The organism is Pseudomonas sp. AC532 (assembly GCF_979258965.1).
In genome coordinates this window covers 1634461-1649079 of the sequence record NZ_OZ409888.1, presented here as the reverse complement: position 1 = coordinate 1649079, position 14619 = coordinate 1634461, and the positions used below count along the sequence as shown (strand labels likewise).

Annotated in this window: 14 protein-coding genes; 4 read left to right on the top strand and 10 right to left on the bottom strand. The window is 65.1% G+C overall.

Annotated features, from left to right (window positions below; genetic code table 11):
* Positions 1–2: 2 nt before the first annotated feature.
* From ACZ0AV_RS07895 to ACZ0AV_RS07865, 7 genes are all read right to left on the bottom strand, one after another.
* Positions 3–1064 (bottom strand): imelysin family protein, encoded by a 1062-nt coding sequence (locus ACZ0AV_RS07895; protein ID WP_499150525.1) that lies wholly within the window; start codon positions 1062–1064, stop codon positions 3–5.
* Between the two features lie 10 nt (positions 1065–1074).
* On the bottom strand, positions 1075–2493 hold the full coding sequence (locus ACZ0AV_RS07890) for a di-heme oxidoreductase family protein (RefSeq protein WP_499150524.1): 1419 nt from the start codon (positions 2491–2493) through the stop codon (positions 1075–1077).
* Positions 2494–2654: 161 nt separating this feature from the next.
* Positions 2655–3992 carry an imelysin family protein gene (locus ACZ0AV_RS07885; RefSeq protein ID WP_499150523.1) on the bottom strand — a complete coding sequence of 446 codons (1338 nt, stop codon included), beginning with the start codon at positions 3990–3992 and terminating at the stop codon, positions 2655–2657.
* 153 nt (positions 3993–4145) lie between these two features.
* Positions 4146–6209 carry a putative bifunctional diguanylate cyclase/phosphodiesterase gene (locus ACZ0AV_RS07880; RefSeq protein ID WP_499150522.1) on the bottom strand — a complete coding sequence of 688 codons (2064 nt, stop codon included), beginning with the start codon at positions 6207–6209 and terminating at the stop codon, positions 4146–4148.
* A gap of 297 nt (positions 6210–6506) precedes the next feature.
* On the bottom strand, positions 6507–7088 hold the full coding sequence (locus tag ACZ0AV_RS07875; RefSeq protein ID WP_499150521.1) for a superoxide dismutase: 582 nt from the start codon (positions 7086–7088) through the stop codon (positions 6507–6509).
* Positions 7089–7360: 272 nt separating this feature from the next.
* Complete coding sequence (locus ACZ0AV_RS07870) at positions 7361–8200, bottom strand: EamA family transporter (RefSeq protein WP_499150520.1); 840 nt, start codon at positions 8198–8200, stop codon at positions 7361–7363.
* Between the two features lie 59 nt (positions 8201–8259).
* Positions 8260–8862 carry a LysE/ArgO family amino acid transporter gene (locus ACZ0AV_RS07865; protein ID WP_499150519.1) on the bottom strand — a complete coding sequence of 201 codons (603 nt, stop codon included), beginning with the start codon at positions 8860–8862 and terminating at the stop codon, positions 8260–8262.
* A gap of 152 nt (positions 8863–9014) precedes the next feature.
* On the opposite strand from ACZ0AV_RS07865, the gene ACZ0AV_RS07860 reads away from it, so the two are divergent.
* The gene (locus tag ACZ0AV_RS07860) at positions 9015–9908 is read left to right on the top strand and encodes a LysR family transcriptional regulator ArgP (protein WP_499150518.1); all 894 of its coding nucleotides are present in this window, start codon (positions 9015–9017) and stop codon (positions 9906–9908) included.
* A gap of 62 nt (positions 9909–9970) precedes the next feature.
* Complete coding sequence (locus ACZ0AV_RS07855) at positions 9971–10957, top strand: NAD-dependent epimerase/dehydratase family protein (protein ID WP_499150517.1); 987 nt, start codon at positions 9971–9973, stop codon at positions 10955–10957.
* Here the strand turns inward: ACZ0AV_RS07855 and ACZ0AV_RS07850 are convergent.
* Positions 10948–11229: a hypothetical protein gene (locus ACZ0AV_RS07850; protein WP_499150516.1), complete on the bottom strand. Its 282-nt coding sequence runs from the start codon at positions 11227–11229 to the stop codon at positions 10948–10950. The two genes, ACZ0AV_RS07855 and ACZ0AV_RS07850, sit on opposite strands and share 10 nt — an antisense overlap.
* A gap of 256 nt (positions 11230–11485) precedes the next feature.
* Between ACZ0AV_RS07850 and ACZ0AV_RS07845 the strand changes: the two genes are divergently transcribed.
* On the top strand, positions 11486–12355 hold the full coding sequence (locus tag ACZ0AV_RS07845; protein WP_499150515.1) for an ATPase: 870 nt from the start codon (positions 11486–11488) through the stop codon (positions 12353–12355).
* A 66-nt stretch (positions 12356–12421) separates the two neighbouring features.
* Here the strand turns inward: ACZ0AV_RS07845 and ACZ0AV_RS07840 are convergent, their stop codons facing one another.
* The gene (locus ACZ0AV_RS07840; RefSeq protein WP_499150514.1) at positions 12422–13471 is read right to left on the bottom strand and encodes an alkene reductase; all 1050 of its coding nucleotides are present in this window, start codon (positions 13469–13471) and stop codon (positions 12422–12424) included.
* Between the two features lie 94 nt (positions 13472–13565).
* Positions 13566–13877 carry an ArsR/SmtB family transcription factor gene (locus tag ACZ0AV_RS07835; RefSeq protein WP_499150513.1) on the bottom strand — a complete coding sequence of 104 codons (312 nt, stop codon included), beginning with the start codon at positions 13875–13877 and terminating at the stop codon, positions 13566–13568.
* 155 nt (positions 13878–14032) lie between these two features.
* Between ACZ0AV_RS07835 and ACZ0AV_RS07830 the strand changes: the two genes are divergently transcribed.
* Positions 14033–14614: an acyl carrier protein phosphodiesterase gene (locus ACZ0AV_RS07830; protein WP_499150512.1), complete on the top strand. Its 582-nt coding sequence runs from the start codon at positions 14033–14035 to the stop codon at positions 14612–14614.
* Positions 14615–14619: the final 5 nt, after the last annotated feature.

Here is a 14619-nt window from a genome sequence, read left to right as displayed (position 1 = left end):
GCTCAGTCCCCGTCGTGCGCGTTGAAGCCCAGCTGGATACCCAGCGCCTTGGCCAGTTCACCTTCGTGCAGGCGGTGCAGCACGTTGAGGCTGTCATAGAAGGCGTTGAGCGTCTGCCGCCCGGCCTCGTCGGCCAGTAGATCACCAAGCGGGCGCTGCAGGCCGGCGAGCTGTTGCCGAGTGTCGGCGTAGGCGGCATCGATACGCTGCTTGAGTGCGTCCTGATCGCTGTCCAGTAGCGCCTGCAGACCATCACCCTTGGCGCCATGCCACAGCTGTTCTGCTGCGCTTAGCGCCGCGCCCAGGTTGGCCAGGCTGGCCTGGCTGCGCCAGGCTTCGGCCTGGTAGGGCTGCGGCACACCCTTGCTCTGCCGGCCCAGCGGTGCACCGAGCTTCTTCTTCAGCCCGTCGATGGCGCTGACCTGGGTGCGCAGCAGGTCGGAAATGGCTTCGCTCGCTTCGGCATAGCGCTCGTTGGGGAACAGCTTGAATTGGCTGAGCGCGCCGGTTTCACCCTGCCATTGGTCCAGGACCGTGCTCGCCAGTGCCTGCTGGTGCTCGCCAATGGCCGTCAGCAGTGGGCAATAGCGGGTTTTCTGCTCGGCGTTCTGCAGGTCTATGGCCGGGTCGAACATCAGGTATTCGTAGGCCGTCAGCCCCTGGACGACGACGCTGGCGTTATCCAGGTCCGCTGCAGTGAGCTGCGGCTTGCTGTTGACCAGCGCCTGCACCTGGCGCGCTACCAGGTTCTTCTTGTCCGGCCAGAACTGCACTTGCCAGGCGCGGTTGCCTTCGGCGAGCGGTCCCACGGCCAGGGGCTGCAAGCTCGCCCAGGCGCTTTGTGCGGTAAGAAACGCCTGGCGGGCTGCCGGCAGGTCTTCACTACCCGCGCAGAAGGCCTTGGCGCTCGTGGCGAGGGCCACGTCGGCTTCTTTCCAGACGCTGTGTGCCGGTAGCAGCACACCGTCGGCCAGCGCCGTACTGACGGTGGTCTGTGGGTCTGAAGGTGAGCACGCGGCCAGGCTCAGGCCCAGCAGGGCGACGGTCAGCGGAGAACGGATCATGCGCGACTCCTTACAGTGAGTTCAGAAACGCCAGAAGCGCGGTGCGCTCCTCGCTGGAAAATTGCAGGACATGTTGCCTGGCCGCTTCGCCTTCGCCGCCGTGCCAGGCGATGGCTTCGAGCAGATTACGGGCGCGGCCGTCATGCAGGAACTGGGTGTGGCCGCTGACCCTCTCGGTCAAGCCGATGCCCCACAGCGGCGCGGTTCGCCACTGCCGGCCATTGGCACGAAACTCGTCACGGCGATCGGCCAGGCCTTCACCCATGTCGTGCAGCAACAGGTCGGTATAGGGGCGAATCGTCTGGTTGGCCAGCTCCGGTTCGGCAGCGTCGGCGGCGGTGACGAAGCTGGGCGTGTGGCAGCCCTGGCAGCCAGCGCGGTGGAACAGGGTCTTGCCGGCCAGCACCTGGGCATCGTCGACCTGGCGGCGTGCCGGCACGGCCAGGTTGCGGGTGTAGAACAGCACCATCTTCATGATGTTGTCGCTGACCTCCGGTTCGCCGCCGTGGGGAGCCTCGCGGCAGGCGGTTTGCGCATCGGTGCACTGGTCGCGGGGCACAACGCTGCTGGTCAGGCCCATGTCGTGGGCGAAGGCGTGGGCGTTTTGCTGATTCAGGGTTGGTTGACCGGCTTTCCAGCCGAAACGGCCGAGCGCGGTCTTCTGCCGGGCGTCGTCCCACACCCAGTTGGGCTGCCCGGCGATGCCATCGCCATTTTTGTCTTCGGGGTCGGCATTGGCGAGGATGGCCGTCTCGGGGATCGCCTCGAGCAGCCCCAGGCCGGGCATCGGCGGGGCGATGCGCGCGGAGAGCCGCGTATCCGGATGCATCGGGCCATAGCCCAGCTGGCTGATGTTCAACTGCGGCTTGCGCAACTCTAGGGTAAACCCGTCGGCGAACTGCACGGTGTGCGTAGTGTACTCGACGCGTACCTTGCCTTCCGGCGCTACGCCGGGGTTGGCCATGTCCTGCAGCTGCGCGCCGTATTTCGGTTCGGGCAGCACGCCCTGGCGCTCGATGATCCACCCATCGGCACTGCCGGCTGGGATCGACAGGCGCACCAGCATCGATACGGCGTTCACGCTGCCAGGTTCCGGCGGATGGCCTCGGCCGTCGCGAACGTGGCAGTTCTGGCACGCATTGGTGTTGAACAGTGGGCCGAGACCGTCACGGGCGGTTGTGGTGGAAGGCGCGATCACCCAGGGGTTGCGGAAGAAGCTGTTGCCCACGCTGAAATCCAGGCGGCGCTCGGCCTTGAGGTTGGCGGAGGGCAGGGAGAAGGCGTTGTGGTCAGTGCGCGACACCGTGGCCGTGCCGGCGGACAGCGCTTCGCCAGGCTCGGCAGCGGTGAAGCGCGGGGACTGGTCACAGGCCGCCAGGCTCAGGGCCAGGCCCAGCAGCGGCAGCAGACGACCGGGTAGCGCAGGCATCGACGGAGTCCGTGACAGGAAAATCAAGGGCGGGAATCTTAGCAGCCTATGGACATTTAAATAAGATGGATTTGCATGTGTAGACGGCCCACAGCGCAGAAATGAAAAAGGCCGATGCGAGGTGAGTCGCATCGGCCTGGTCTACGCCTGAGGTTCTAGGATCAGAACTCGTGGTCGGCGGTGTCCGGGTTCAGATCGCTGATGCCCAGTTTGCCCGCTGCTTGCTCGATGGCACCGGTCTGCTTGACCAGCGCAGCGATGGCATCACGTACCAGTTGCTGGCCGTCGGCATTGTCGGCGGCGATCAGCTGGTCGAAGTGCACACCCTTGTTCGCGCTGTCGACCAGTGCCTGCAGTTTGGCTTCGGTCGCTTCCAGGTCGGCCTTCAGGGTGCTGTCGGCGGCGGCGTCCGCCTTGGCGACCAGCGAGGACAGGCTCGGCCCGGTCAGGCTGCTGCCGTCGACCTTCTTGTACTCGCCCAGGTAGACGTTGCGGATGCCCTTGCCGTTGTAGAAGTGCGAGTTGTGGGTGTTGTCGCTGAAGCAGTCGTGTTCGTCTTCGGTGGAATTGGCTTCCAGCGCGACCTTCATGCGTTCGCCAGCCAGCTCGCCAAGGGACAGGCTGCCCATGCCGAAGAGCATCTTGCGCAGGCCGTTTTCGGCCGATTCGCTTTCCAGGGTGGCGCGGTAATTGTCGGCGACGCCGGCTTTCCACTGGCCCGCCATTTCGTCGAGGTCGGCGACCAGCAGTTCGGTAGCGGCTTTCAGGTAAGCGCGGCGACGCTCATTGTGGCCACCGGTGGCGCCTTCGCCGACCACGTAGTCGGTCGCCGGGCGTTCGCCGGCACCCGGGCCGCTGCCGTTCAGGTCCTGGCCCCAGAGCAGGAATTCGATGGCGTGGTAACCGGTGGCGACGTTGGCTTCGGAACCGCCCAGTTCGTTCAGGCTGGCCAGCAGGTCCGGGGTGATTTCGGTGACGTCGACCTTGTCTTCACCAACCTGGATCTCGGTGTTGGCGATGATGTTGGCGCTGGCGCCCGGGTTGCCCAGGGCGTGCTGGTAGTCGGCGTCGACGTAGTCGATCAGGCCTTCGTCCAGGGGCCAGGCGTTAACCTGGCCTTCCCAGTCGTCGACGATGGTGTTGCCGAAGCGGAACACTTCACTCTGCATGTACGGCACGCGTGCTGCCAGCCAGGCTTCGCGGGCGGCCTTGAGGGTATCGGCGTTCGGTGTGGCGAGCAGGGCATCGACGGCCTTTTGCAGGGTCTTGGCGGTGCTGGCGGCGTCGTCGAACACAGCGGACGCGATGTCGGCGTAGTGCTTGACCACGGCCTGTGCAGCGGCTTCGTCGAAAGCGCCGGCCGCTGCTGGTGCACTGCTGGTGCTTGCTTGCGGAGCCGGGGCGGCGGCTTGGCTGGCAGGCGCCTTGTCTTCGCCGCAACCCGCGAGGGCGATGGCGATGGTCAGCAGGCTGGCAGAAGCCAGGGGCATACGAATCATGACGAAATCCTTTGCGTGTTAATGGGGAGCGTGCGTGGTCGGCCACGCGAGCTGCGACATAATGCGAAAGATTTGCATTTTACGCAAAGGCTGGATGTGCTACCGCCCGATCCGAGCCCCGATGCAGGGCTGGAATACCTGGAACTGCCCCGGTCAGAGGGTGGCCGGGTTGATACGCTGCCGCGCCCGGCTCGACTGCTTGAGGTAGTGCGTGAGTTCGCGAGCCGGCAGGGGGCGGCTGTAGAAGTAGCCCTGACCTTCGTGGCAACCCTGGGCGATGATGTACGCCTCCTGCTCTGCGGTCTCCACGCCCTCGGCGATGACCTGCATACCCAGGCTCTTGCCGAGCTGGATGATGGCGCGAACGATGGTGGCGTCGTCTTCGTCGTCGAGCAGGTCCTGAACGAAGCTCTTGTCGATCTTGATCTTGTCCAGGGGCAGGCTCTTCAGGTAGCTGAGTGACGAGTAGCCGGTGCCAAAATCGTCGATGGCAATCAGCGCCCCGGAACGACGCAGGCTGAGCAGGTGCTGGGCGGCCGTGCTGATGTCTTCCATCAGGCCGGTTTCGGTCACTTCCAGCTCAAGGCTGCGGGCGGGCAGGCGGTACATCTGCATCAGGTTGTTGACCACCCGCGGCAGCTCGGCGTGGTGCAGCTGCACGGTAGACAGGTTGACCGCCATGCGCAGGTCGCCGTAGCCCTGGTCGTGCCACTCACGCAGTTGCCGGCAGGTCTGGTCCAGCACCCACTCGCCAATCGCGATGATACTGCCGTTCTGTTCGGCCAGCGGGATGAACAGGTCCGGCGCGACCAGCCCGTGCTGCGGGTGTTGCCAGCGCAGCAGCGCTTCGACGCCGACCACGCGCTGATCGCGGAAACTGATCTGCGGCTGATACACCAGGTGCAGTTGATTCAGTGCCAGGGCGTCGCGCAGGTCCTTTTCCAGTTCGCGACGGCGACGCATCTCGCTGTCGACGCTGGCGATGTAGAACTGATAGCGGTTACGCGAGCGGCTCTTGGCCAGGGTCATGGTCTGCTCGGCTTTTTGCAGCAGTTTCTCGGGGCTGTCGCCGTCCTCCGGAAACAGGGTGATGCCGATGGTCGCGCGCAACTGCACCTGGTGTTCATCGAGCACGAATGGCGCCTCGAGATCGTCGAGCACGCTCTGCGCCAGCTCGGCGGCCTCGTAGGGCTGCTCGATATCGGCCTGCACCAGGGCGAACTGATCGCCCCCGAGGCGCGCCAGAGCGCCCAGCCGCCCGCTGTGACTGCGCAGGCGGTCGGACAGGGCTAGCAGCAACTGGTCGCCGGTCTGGTAGCTGAATTGCTCGTTGATGCCCTTGAAGTCATCCAGGCCGACGCACAGCACGGCGACGCGGCGTTGCAGGCGCCCGGCATCTTCGAGAATCTGCTCCAGCTGGCCCTGCAACTGCTGGCGGTTCGGCAGGCCGGTGAGAAAATCGTACTGTGCCATGCGCTGCAGGCTGTTCTCGGCTTCATGGCGCAGGTGCGTATTGCGCTCGATCGAGGCGAGCAGTTGGTTGGCGGTGTTGATCCACAGCCCCAGCTCGTTCTTCTCGTTGCCGGCAAGCATGGGCAGCTTGTTTTCGCTGGGGCGGTCCGGGTTGATGCTGCTCAGGTGATCGATGATCTTGGCCAGCGGTTTGGTCAGCAGCCAGTAGTAGACCAGGTACAGCACCAGCCCCATGGCCAGGGCGCGCAGCACGCCGGAGACGAAGATGATCACCGAGTTGGTGAGGAAACTCTCACCGTACAGGGCCGTATCCAGGGTGATGTTCAGGTCACCGTAGTACTCGTTATAGGGTTCGCGGCCTATCAGGCGAATGGCGAACGTCTGCTCCTCGCCGAGGATGGGATCGGTCAGCCAGCGGATCGGCAGCTCGGCCAGCGGCCGGCTGCGCTCGGCGAGCATCTGCTCGCCCGGATGGCCGATGGACGCCTGGCGCACCGACTCATGCTGGAAAAGACCTTCGACGACCTGCATGCCCATCTCGCGATCCAGACTGTAGACCGCCTGGGTCGAGGGGTCGCGGAACATCGCGAGGATGCGCTGGGCATCGCCGGTGATGGAATGGCGGGTCTTGTAGATATCGAACACGATCTGCCCAAGGCTCAGCACCACGCCAACGGCAAGCGCGGAGACCAGCACCACGCGAAGCAGTTTAACGGACAGACTGTGCTTGAGTTCCAGCTTCAAATGGCAGTTCCTTGTGCGATACCCGGTCGCCGGATAGGGGTGAGTATTGGCAAAGTCGCGGTGGCAGTCAAAGACTTGAATGACAAGGCATCTCAAAGGCGCCCGTGCGGTTTGCGCCGGCAACCTGCACTGTTTCGGAGACGGCCCCCAGGACTTGAGTACCGTCCGTCGCTCTCGGCGTATCGGCCGCCTGCTGCAAGCGGCCCTTTGCAGACGAAAAAAAGCCCCCCTGACCTGCGTCAGGGGGGCATCTTCATTCTACGCCGGTGGCTTGCTGGCAAGCCCGCCGGAGGGGGGTCAGGCTGCGAAGTTCTTCGCTACGAAGTCCCAGTTGACCAGGTTCCAGAACGCCTCGACATACTTCGGACGGACGTTGCGGTAGTCGATGTAGTAAGCGTGTTCCCACACGTCGCAGGTCAGCAGCGGGGTGTCGCCTGCAGTCAGCGGGCAACCGGCGCCGATGGTGCTGGACAGCGCCAGGGAGCCATCGGCCTTCTTGACCAGCCAGCCCCAGCCGGAACCGAAGGTGCCGATGCTGACCTTGCTGAACTCTTCCTTGAAGGTGTCGAACGAGCCGAAGGCCTTGTCGATCGCCGCGGCCAGTTCGCCGGTAGGCTGACCGCCACCGTTGGGGCTCAGGCAGTTCCAGTAGAAGGTGTGGTTCCACACCTGGGCGGCGTTGTTGAAGATGCCGCCGGAAGAGGTCTTGACGATTTCTTCCAGGCTTTTGCCCTCGAATTCGGTACCCGGCACGAGGTTGTTCAGGTTCACGACATAGGTGTTGTGGTGCTTGTCGTGGTGGAACTCCAGGGTTTCCTTGGAGATGTGCGGCTGCAGAGCATCGTGTGCGTAAGGCAGCGGCGGCAATTCGAAAGCCATGGTTATTCTCCTAATCAGGTCTGTTGCAATGAGCGCAAGGCCGATCACGGGCGGCCAAACTAGCGTCGGCGGGTTTATACCCTTTGCGACGCAGGGCAGGGATCATAGCATCGGGGGGGCTGCATAACCACGCGGCAACTGTGCGGGAAAGCGGTGCTAGAGCCTTTCTCGGCAGGCGTGTCGTCACCCGGGCGAAGCCGGCGAGGACATACGAATTTCAGCATGTGCGATGCACCGGCCTGCATGGCGTAAGCCACAAGGCAGGAACGGGCTCAGGCGAGTTTCATGGTCGCCACGCCAGCGAGGATTATCAGGCAGGCCAGTAGCCGAATCGGCGGCAGGCGCTCCTTCAGCCACAGGCTGCCGATCAGCAGGGCGAACACCACGCTGGTCTCGCGCAGGGCCGATATCAGCGCCACCGGGGCCTGGGTCATGGCCCAGATGACGATACTGTAGGCGAGCAGCGACATGCCCCCGCCGAGTAATCCGGCGCGCCAGTGCGGGCCCAGTTCGCCAAGGATACGGGGGCCGCGTTGCCCGATGATCACCACGGCCATCACCACGCCGTTCACCGCGAACAGCCACAGCGAGTAGGACAGTGGATCGCCATTGGCCCGTGCACCGCTGGCGTCGGACAGCGTATAGCCGGCGATGAACAGCGCCGTCATCAGCGCACTGAACAGCAGGCCGCCACTGGTAGCGCCGTTGCCGCCGCGCACCGCCATCAGCCAGATGCCGGCGACCAGCACGGCCAGCCCGAGCAGTTGCCCGCCCGGCAGCACTTCGCCGAGCAGCAGCACCGACAGGCCGGCTACCAGCAGCGGCGAGCTGCCCCGCGAAATGGGATAGACCTGGCCGAGATCACCGTAGCGGTAGGCACGGCTGAGAAACGCGTTGTAGCCGATGTGCAGGAGCGCCGAGAGACCGATCCACGGCCACGCGGCGGCGCCGGGCAGGGCCACGAAGGGCAGGGCAAGCAACGCGACGGTGCCGGCGCCGATCTGGATCAGTGAGGCGGTGAGAAAACGGTCCAGGCCGACCTTCAGCAGCGCGTTCCAGCCCGCGTGCAAGGCCGCCGAGGCGATGACCATGATAAAGACGCTGGTTTCCACAGGGGCTCCGGCCGGGCGCTGCGAGCCCCGCAGCATAGCACCGGCACCCTCGCCCGGGCTCAGAGTGGATTGGCGATCAGTTGCCAGGCGATGGCGAACATCATCGCTGCCACGCACAGGTCGATGATTCGCCAGGTCAGCGGGCGCGCCAGCCAGGGGGCCAGCCAGGCCGCGCCGAGGGCGAGGCACAGGAACCACAGCAGCGATGCGCTGGCTGCACCGGCCGCATAGGCGCCGGGTACGCTTTGCTGTGCGCCGAGCGAACCGATCAGCAGCACCGTATCGAGGTAGACGTGAGGGTTGAGCAGGGTAACCGCCAGCGTGGCCAACAATACTGCACGCAGCGAGCGTGGAGCCGCACCTTCGACCTGCAGTGCGCTGGGGCGGCATGCGCGCAGCAGGGCCTGGGCGCCATACCAGAGCAGAAACGCCGCACCACCCCAGCGGGCAATGCTCAGTAACAGCTCGCTCTGCAGCAGCAGGGTGGCCAGGCCGAACACGCCTGCGCTGATCAGCAACGCATCGCAGACGATGCACAGCAGCGCCACCGGCAGATGGTGCTCACGGCGCAGACTCTGGGCAAGGACGAAGGCGTTCTGGGCGCCCAGGGCAACGATCAGACCGGCGGTGATCAACAGTCCATTGCTATAGCTCTGCCACATGCTCAGCGCTCCTGAACGGAACTGTAGGGGGTCGAGGTGCCGAGAGCTGACATGTGCGATGACGTCCTGTGTGGAGGGGAGTGGCTGACAGTCTGCGGTGATTGGTTGTATAAGAAAAAGCAATATTGCTGATCACGCATTAGGAAAATAGATTGCTCGATTACAAATTGCTGGCCGCCCTGGCGGCGGTCGTCGAACAGGCTGGCTTCGAGCGTGGCGCTCAGGTGCTGGGTCTGTCGCAATCGGCGGTGTCGCAGCGCATCAAGCTGCTGGAAGCGCGTATCGGCCAGCCCGTGCTGCTGCGCGCCATGCCGCCGACCCCCACGGATGTGGGCCGGCGCCTGCTCAACCACGTGCAGCAGGTACGCCTGCTCGAGCGTGACCTGCAGGCGCAGGTACCATCCCTCGACGCCGACGGTGAAGCGCAGCGGCTGCGCATCGCGGTGAATGCCGACAGCCTGGCGACCTGGTGGGCGAAAGCGGTGGCGGACTTCTGCGCGGTCCACCGCGTGCTGCTGGAGCTGGTCGTCGAGGATCAGGAAGTTGGCCTCAAGCGCATGCGTGCCGGCGATGTCGCCGCCTGCGTATGCGCCGCGCCACGGCCGGTGTCCGGCGCACGCAGCTTGCCGCTGGGAGCCATGCGCTACCGGGCCATGGCCAGCCCGTCGTTCCTCGCCCGACATTTTCCCCAGGGCGTGACCGCCGAGCGGCTGGCCGGGGTGCCGGCCATCGTGTTCGGCCCGGACGACCAGTTGCAGCATCGCTACCTGAGCGAATTGGGCCTGTCAGGCAGCTTTCTCCATCACCTGTGCCCGTCTGCAGAGGGCTTTCTGCACCTGACCGCCGAAGGTCTCGGCTGGGGCATGGTGCCCGAGCCGCAGATGCGCGAGGCGGTGGCCAGCGGCAAACTGGTCGAGTTGCTCGCAGACCGGCCCATCGATGTGCCGCTGTACTGGCACCACTGGCGCAATGGTGGCGAGCTGTTGGATCGCCTCACCGGCCATCTGCACCGCCACGCCGGCGATTATCTGGTGCCCCTGGCATGACTGCCGCTGCTGCTCGGCGGCGGCAGGCCTTATAGTGCAGCGATAGGCGAGCGGAGGACGTCATGAAGATTCTGGTCACCGGAGCAAGCGGTTTCATCGGCGGGCGCTTCGCCCGCTTTGCCCTGGAACAAGGGCTGGAGGTGCGCGTGACCGGGCGTCGCGAAGACGCCGTGGAGCACCTGGTGCGTCGTGGTGCGCACTTCATGCCCGGCGACCTGGCCGACCCGCAGCTGGCCCTGGCGCTGTGCCGCGACGTCGAAGCCGTGGTGCACTGCGCCGGAGCCGTGGGCGTGTGGGGGCGGTACGAGTATTTTCACCAGGGTAATGTGGTGCTCACCGAGAACGTCATCGAGGCCTGCCTCAAGCGACGGGTACCGCGACTGGTGCAGCTGTCCTCGCCGTCGATCTATTTCGATGGGCGCGACCATCTCGGCCTGCGCGAGGAGCAGGTGCCCAGGCGCTTTTCCAGCCATTACGCACGCACCAAATTCCTGGCCGAGCAACGGCTGTTCGGTGCTCAGGAGTTCGGCCTGGAGGTGATCGCCCTGCGCCCGCGCTTCGTCACCGGAGCAGGGGACACGAGCATCTTTGCGCGGCTGATCGCGCTGCAGCGCAAGAAGCGCCTGGCGATCATCGGCAACGGGTTGAACCGGGTCGATTTCACCAGCGTACACAACCTCAACGACGCGCTGCTCAGTTCCCTGCTGGCCACCGGCCCGGCCCTGGGCAAGGCCTACAACATCAGCAATGGCGCTCCGGTACCGCTCTGGGATGCGGTCAATTACGTGATGCGCCAACTTGAGCTGCCGCTGGTCACCCGGCATGTGCCAGTCGGCCTGGCGCGCAGCGTCGCAACCGTCAACGAAGGGCTATGCAGCCTGTTGCCGGGGCGGCCCGAGCCCTCGCTGTCGAGGCTGACAGTGGACGTGATGAGTCGCAACTTCTCCCTGGATATCAGCCGGGCGCGTGAGCATCTCGACTACGCCGCCGGCGTCGATCTATGGGCGGCGCTGGACGAGTTCTGTCGCTGGTGGCGGGCTCAGGCGTAGATGCGCTGGCCGCGGTAGACGCGGTTCGAGGTGCTGGCCAGCGGCTGCGGGATGTCGCTGCCCGCCGGCAGTTCCTGTCGCACCACGGTGTCGCTCAGTTGCGCCAGGCGCAGGCCCAGTGCGCGGGTGTGCGCGTCGTTGGAACGCAGGCAGGCGATCAGCATGGCCGACACCACGTCTGGCTGGCTGAGGCGTATGTCCACGGCCAATTCGTCGCGCAGGCGGCGGCGCAGGTTTTTCATGCACTCCAACACTTCTCTGTTCAGTTCCATGTGCCAACCCCCGTGCTGATGAAAGGCTGCGCCGAGTGCGGGTGACCCGGTCGCGCGGTGTAAAGCTGGCAAATGGCTAGCAAGGGGCGTGCCCGATCACCCGGTGCGGAACCTGGCGGGCTGCGTGGCGGTCTCTGAGGCCAGGCTGCCCCGCAGCGGTGCAGCCGTTACCGGAAGCGCGACACTGAAGCGCCTCGCGCGAATCGGTATACTGCGTGGCAATCTGCCCTCACCGTGTTTTTTCAAGGTCTTTCCCATGCGTAACGATGCCCACGACGAATTCGACGACGTGCCCAGCCTCAAGCCGGATCCGCGCGATCACGATGATTTCGACCCCGAGCCGCAGCCCTATGCCCGGGCCGGTGTACCTGCCCTGGCCGCGGCGGCACCGCGGGCCGCCAGCACGGGCCCGCTATGGGCGCTGGTTGGCGCACTGAGCATCGCGCTGGGCGCGGTGGGGTGGTGGAGTTTTCAGCAGATCAACCTGATGGAGCAGCAACTGGTCGCCACCCAGGAAAGCTTCGCGCGTATCAGCGAGGAAGCGGCAGGCCGCATCCAGGACATTTCCGGCAAGGTGGTGGCCGCCGAATCCAACGTCACCACCGGCAGCGAGGCCTTGCGCCTGCAGGTTCGCCAGCTGGAAAACAAAGTCGCCGAACTGACCAAGCAGCAGCAGGCGGCCGGCGGCCAGCAGAGCGGTCAGGACAAGCGCATCGAACAACTGCTCGCTGACGTCAAGGCCCAGCAGGGTGATGCCGGCAAGTATGCCGACAGCCTGAAGACTCTGGGCAGCGGTCAGGATTCGTTGAAAGGCGAACTGGCAGCGGTGAAAACCGAGTTGGCCTCGCTGGCCAGCAACCAGGGCGATGCCGGCAGGCTGGCCACTCAGGTGAAGAGCCTGACGGCCGAGGTCGAGACGCTGAAGAAGGCTGGCAACGCCAATGCCGCAGTCGACCGTCTGGAGCAGGACCTGCTGGTGCTCAAGAGCCAGCTGGATAACCGCCCGGCCGCCAGCAGTGGCGGCAACACGGCAGAGTTCGATGCGTTCCGTGCGCAAACCACGCGCAGCATCAACACCCTGCAGGCGCAGATACAGAACCTGCAGCAGCAAATCGACGCTCGCTAAGACAAAACGGCGCCGATACGAAAAGGCCCGCGTGAGAACGCGGGCCTTTTTATTGCTCGGTGAACGTTACAGGCGCGGATAGTCGATATAGCCGACCGGGCCGGGGGCGTAGAAGGTGTCACTGTGCGCTTCGTTCAACGGTGCGTCCTGGCGCAGGCGCTCGGGCAGGTCCGGGTTGGCAATGAAGGGCACACCAAATGCCACGGCATCGGCCTTGCCGCTGGCCAGCCAGGCGTTGGCCTGGTCCTTGGAGAAGCGTTCGTTGGCGATGAACACGCCGCCAAAGGCTTCTTTGAGGCTTGGCGACAGGCTGTCGTCGGCTTCCCGCTCGCGGGCGCAGAGGAAGGCGATGTTGCGCTTGCCGAGTTCGCGGGCCACGTGGGTGAAGGTTTGCGCGCGGTTGGAGTCGCCCATGTCGTGGCTGTCCGCACGTGGCGCCAGGTGCACGCCGACCCGGCCCGGCTCCCAGACGCCGAGCACCGCATCGGTGACTTCCAGCAGCAAGCGCGCGCGGTTTTCCAGCGAGCCGCCGTAATTGTCGGTGCGCTGGTTGGTGCTGTCCTGCAGGAACTGGTCGAGCAGGTAGCCGTTGGCCGCATGGATTTCCACGCCATCGAAACCGGCGGCCTTGGCATTTTCCGCACCCTGACGGTAGGCCTCGACGATGTCGGCGAGCTCCTCGGTTTCCAGGGCCCGCGGGGTGACGTAATCCTTCATCGGGCGGATCAGGCTGACATGGCCGGAAGGCTTGATGGCGCTGGGCGCGACGGGCAACTCACCGTCCAGGTAGGACGGGTCGGAAATCCGCCCCACATGCCACAGCTGCAGCACGATCTTGCCGCCGTTGGCGTGCACGGCCTTGGTCACGGCGCTCCAGCCGCGCACCTGGTCATCGGACCAGATGCCCGGGGTATTCGGGTAGCCGACGCCCATCGGCGAGACCGAGGTGGCCTCGCTGATGATCAGGCCGGCCGAGGCGCGTTGCACGTAGTACTCGGCCATCAGGGCATTGGGCACGCGGCCTTCGTCGGCGCGGCAGCGGGTCAGGGGCGCCATGATGATGCGGTTGGCGAGTTCCAGATCGCCGATCTTGATAGGGTCGAACAGGGTGGTCATAGCGTGGATCCTCGGGTCATCTGTTGGGTACGGTTGCAAAGCGGTGTGCGTGTGAAAAGGGGGCGAGCAGCCGGTTCCTGGCGCGGGTTGCGGTTCAAAGCTGTTCACCCAGCAGGCGCAGGAAGGTGGCGATGGTGGCGTCGTTGCGCTTGAAGAAATGCCACTGGCCAACCTTGCGGCTGGTCACCAGACCGGCGCGCTGCAGGGTGGCCAGGTGCGCCGATACCGTGGACTGCGAGAGGCCGGTACATGCGTGGAGCTTGCCGGCACACACGCCGATGTCGAACGGGTGGTCCTGCTCGGCGAAATACGCCTGCGGCTCCCTGAGCCGGCGCAGTATGTCCCGCCGCACGGGGTGGGCCAGGGCCTTGATCACGTCGTCGAGGTCGATGTCAGCGGCGCTCATGGGATCTCCTGATATCGGTGCAGCGCAATATCGCGATGCAGCGAACTCTATATCGGAGCGTGGCGATATACAGATCGTTCAGGCAGATAGTGCCCATCGACAGGCGTGATGGGCGACCGCTCGCGCATGGCGTGCCGAGGCTTTAAGCTGCCTGCATGAACTACCTCGCACATTTGCACCTGGGCGGCGATGAGCCCGCCGAACTGCTCGGCAGCCTGTACGGCGACTTCGTCAAGGGACCGCTGGCCGGGCAATGGCCGGCCGCCATCGAGGCCGGCATTCGCTTGCATCGGCGTATCGATGCATTCACCGACAGCCACCCACTGCAGGCACAGGCGCGTGCGCGGTTTCCAGCGCAGCGTCGGCGTGTGGCCGGGATCTTTCTCGATCTGTTCTTCGACCATTGCCTGGCCCGCGATTGGCAGCAGTACAGCGATCACCCACTTGAGCGCTTCACCACCCGTGTGTACGGCGTGCTGGCCTCCGAGGCGCAGCTGCCCGGTAATCTGCAGCGCATCGCCCCGCGCATGGCAGCGCAGGACTGGCTGGGCAGCTATCGCGATTTCGAGGTGCTGGAGCACGTGATAGCGGGCATGGCGCGGCGCCTGTCGCGCCCAGGCTTGCTGGATGGCGGCCTGGACGACCTGCGTCGGTTGTACGCGCCGCTCAGCGAGGATTTCGCCGCGTTCTACCCCGCGCTGATGCGCTTCGCACGCGAGCAGCGCGCTCAGCCATAGCTTGC

Bases quoted from the DNA above. Each gene is read 5' to 3' on its own strand.
- ACZ0AV_RS07865 (WP_499150519.1), bottom strand. From the start codon at position 8,862: ATGTGGCAGAGCTATAGCAATGGACTGTTGATCACCGCCGGTCTGATC.
- ACZ0AV_RS07830 (WP_499150512.1), top strand. From the start codon at position 14,033: ATGAACTACCTCGCACATTTGCACCTGGGCGGCGATGAGCCCGCCGAA.
- ACZ0AV_RS07855 (WP_499150517.1), top strand. From the start codon at position 9,971: ATGAAGATTCTGGTCACCGGAGCAAGCGGTTTCATCGGCGGGCGCTTC.
- ACZ0AV_RS07850 (WP_499150516.1), bottom strand. From the start codon at position 11,229: ATGGAACTGAACAGAGAAGTGTTGGAGTGCATGAAAAACCTGCGCCGC.
- ACZ0AV_RS07890 (WP_499150524.1), bottom strand. From the start codon at position 2,493: ATGCCTGCGCTACCCGGTCGTCTGCTGCCGCTGCTGGGCCTGGCCCTG.
- ACZ0AV_RS07895 (WP_499150525.1), bottom strand. From the start codon at position 1,064: ATGATCCGTTCTCCGCTGACCGTCGCCCTGCTGGGCCTGAGCCTGGCC.
- ACZ0AV_RS07885 (WP_499150523.1), bottom strand. From the start codon at position 3,992: ATGATTCGTATGCCCCTGGCTTCTGCCAGCCTGCTGACCATCGCCATC.
- ACZ0AV_RS07835 (WP_499150513.1), bottom strand. From the start codon at position 13,877: ATGAGCGCCGCTGACATCGACCTCGACGACGTGATCAAGGCCCTGGCC.
- ACZ0AV_RS07875 (WP_499150521.1), bottom strand. From the start codon at position 7,088: ATGGCTTTCGAATTGCCGCCGCTGCCTTACGCACACGATGCTCTGCAG.
- ACZ0AV_RS07845 (WP_499150515.1), top strand. From the start codon at position 11,486: ATGCGTAACGATGCCCACGACGAATTCGACGACGTGCCCAGCCTCAAG.
- ACZ0AV_RS07840 (WP_499150514.1), bottom strand. From the start codon at position 13,471: ATGACCACCCTGTTCGACCCTATCAAGATCGGCGATCTGGAACTCGCC.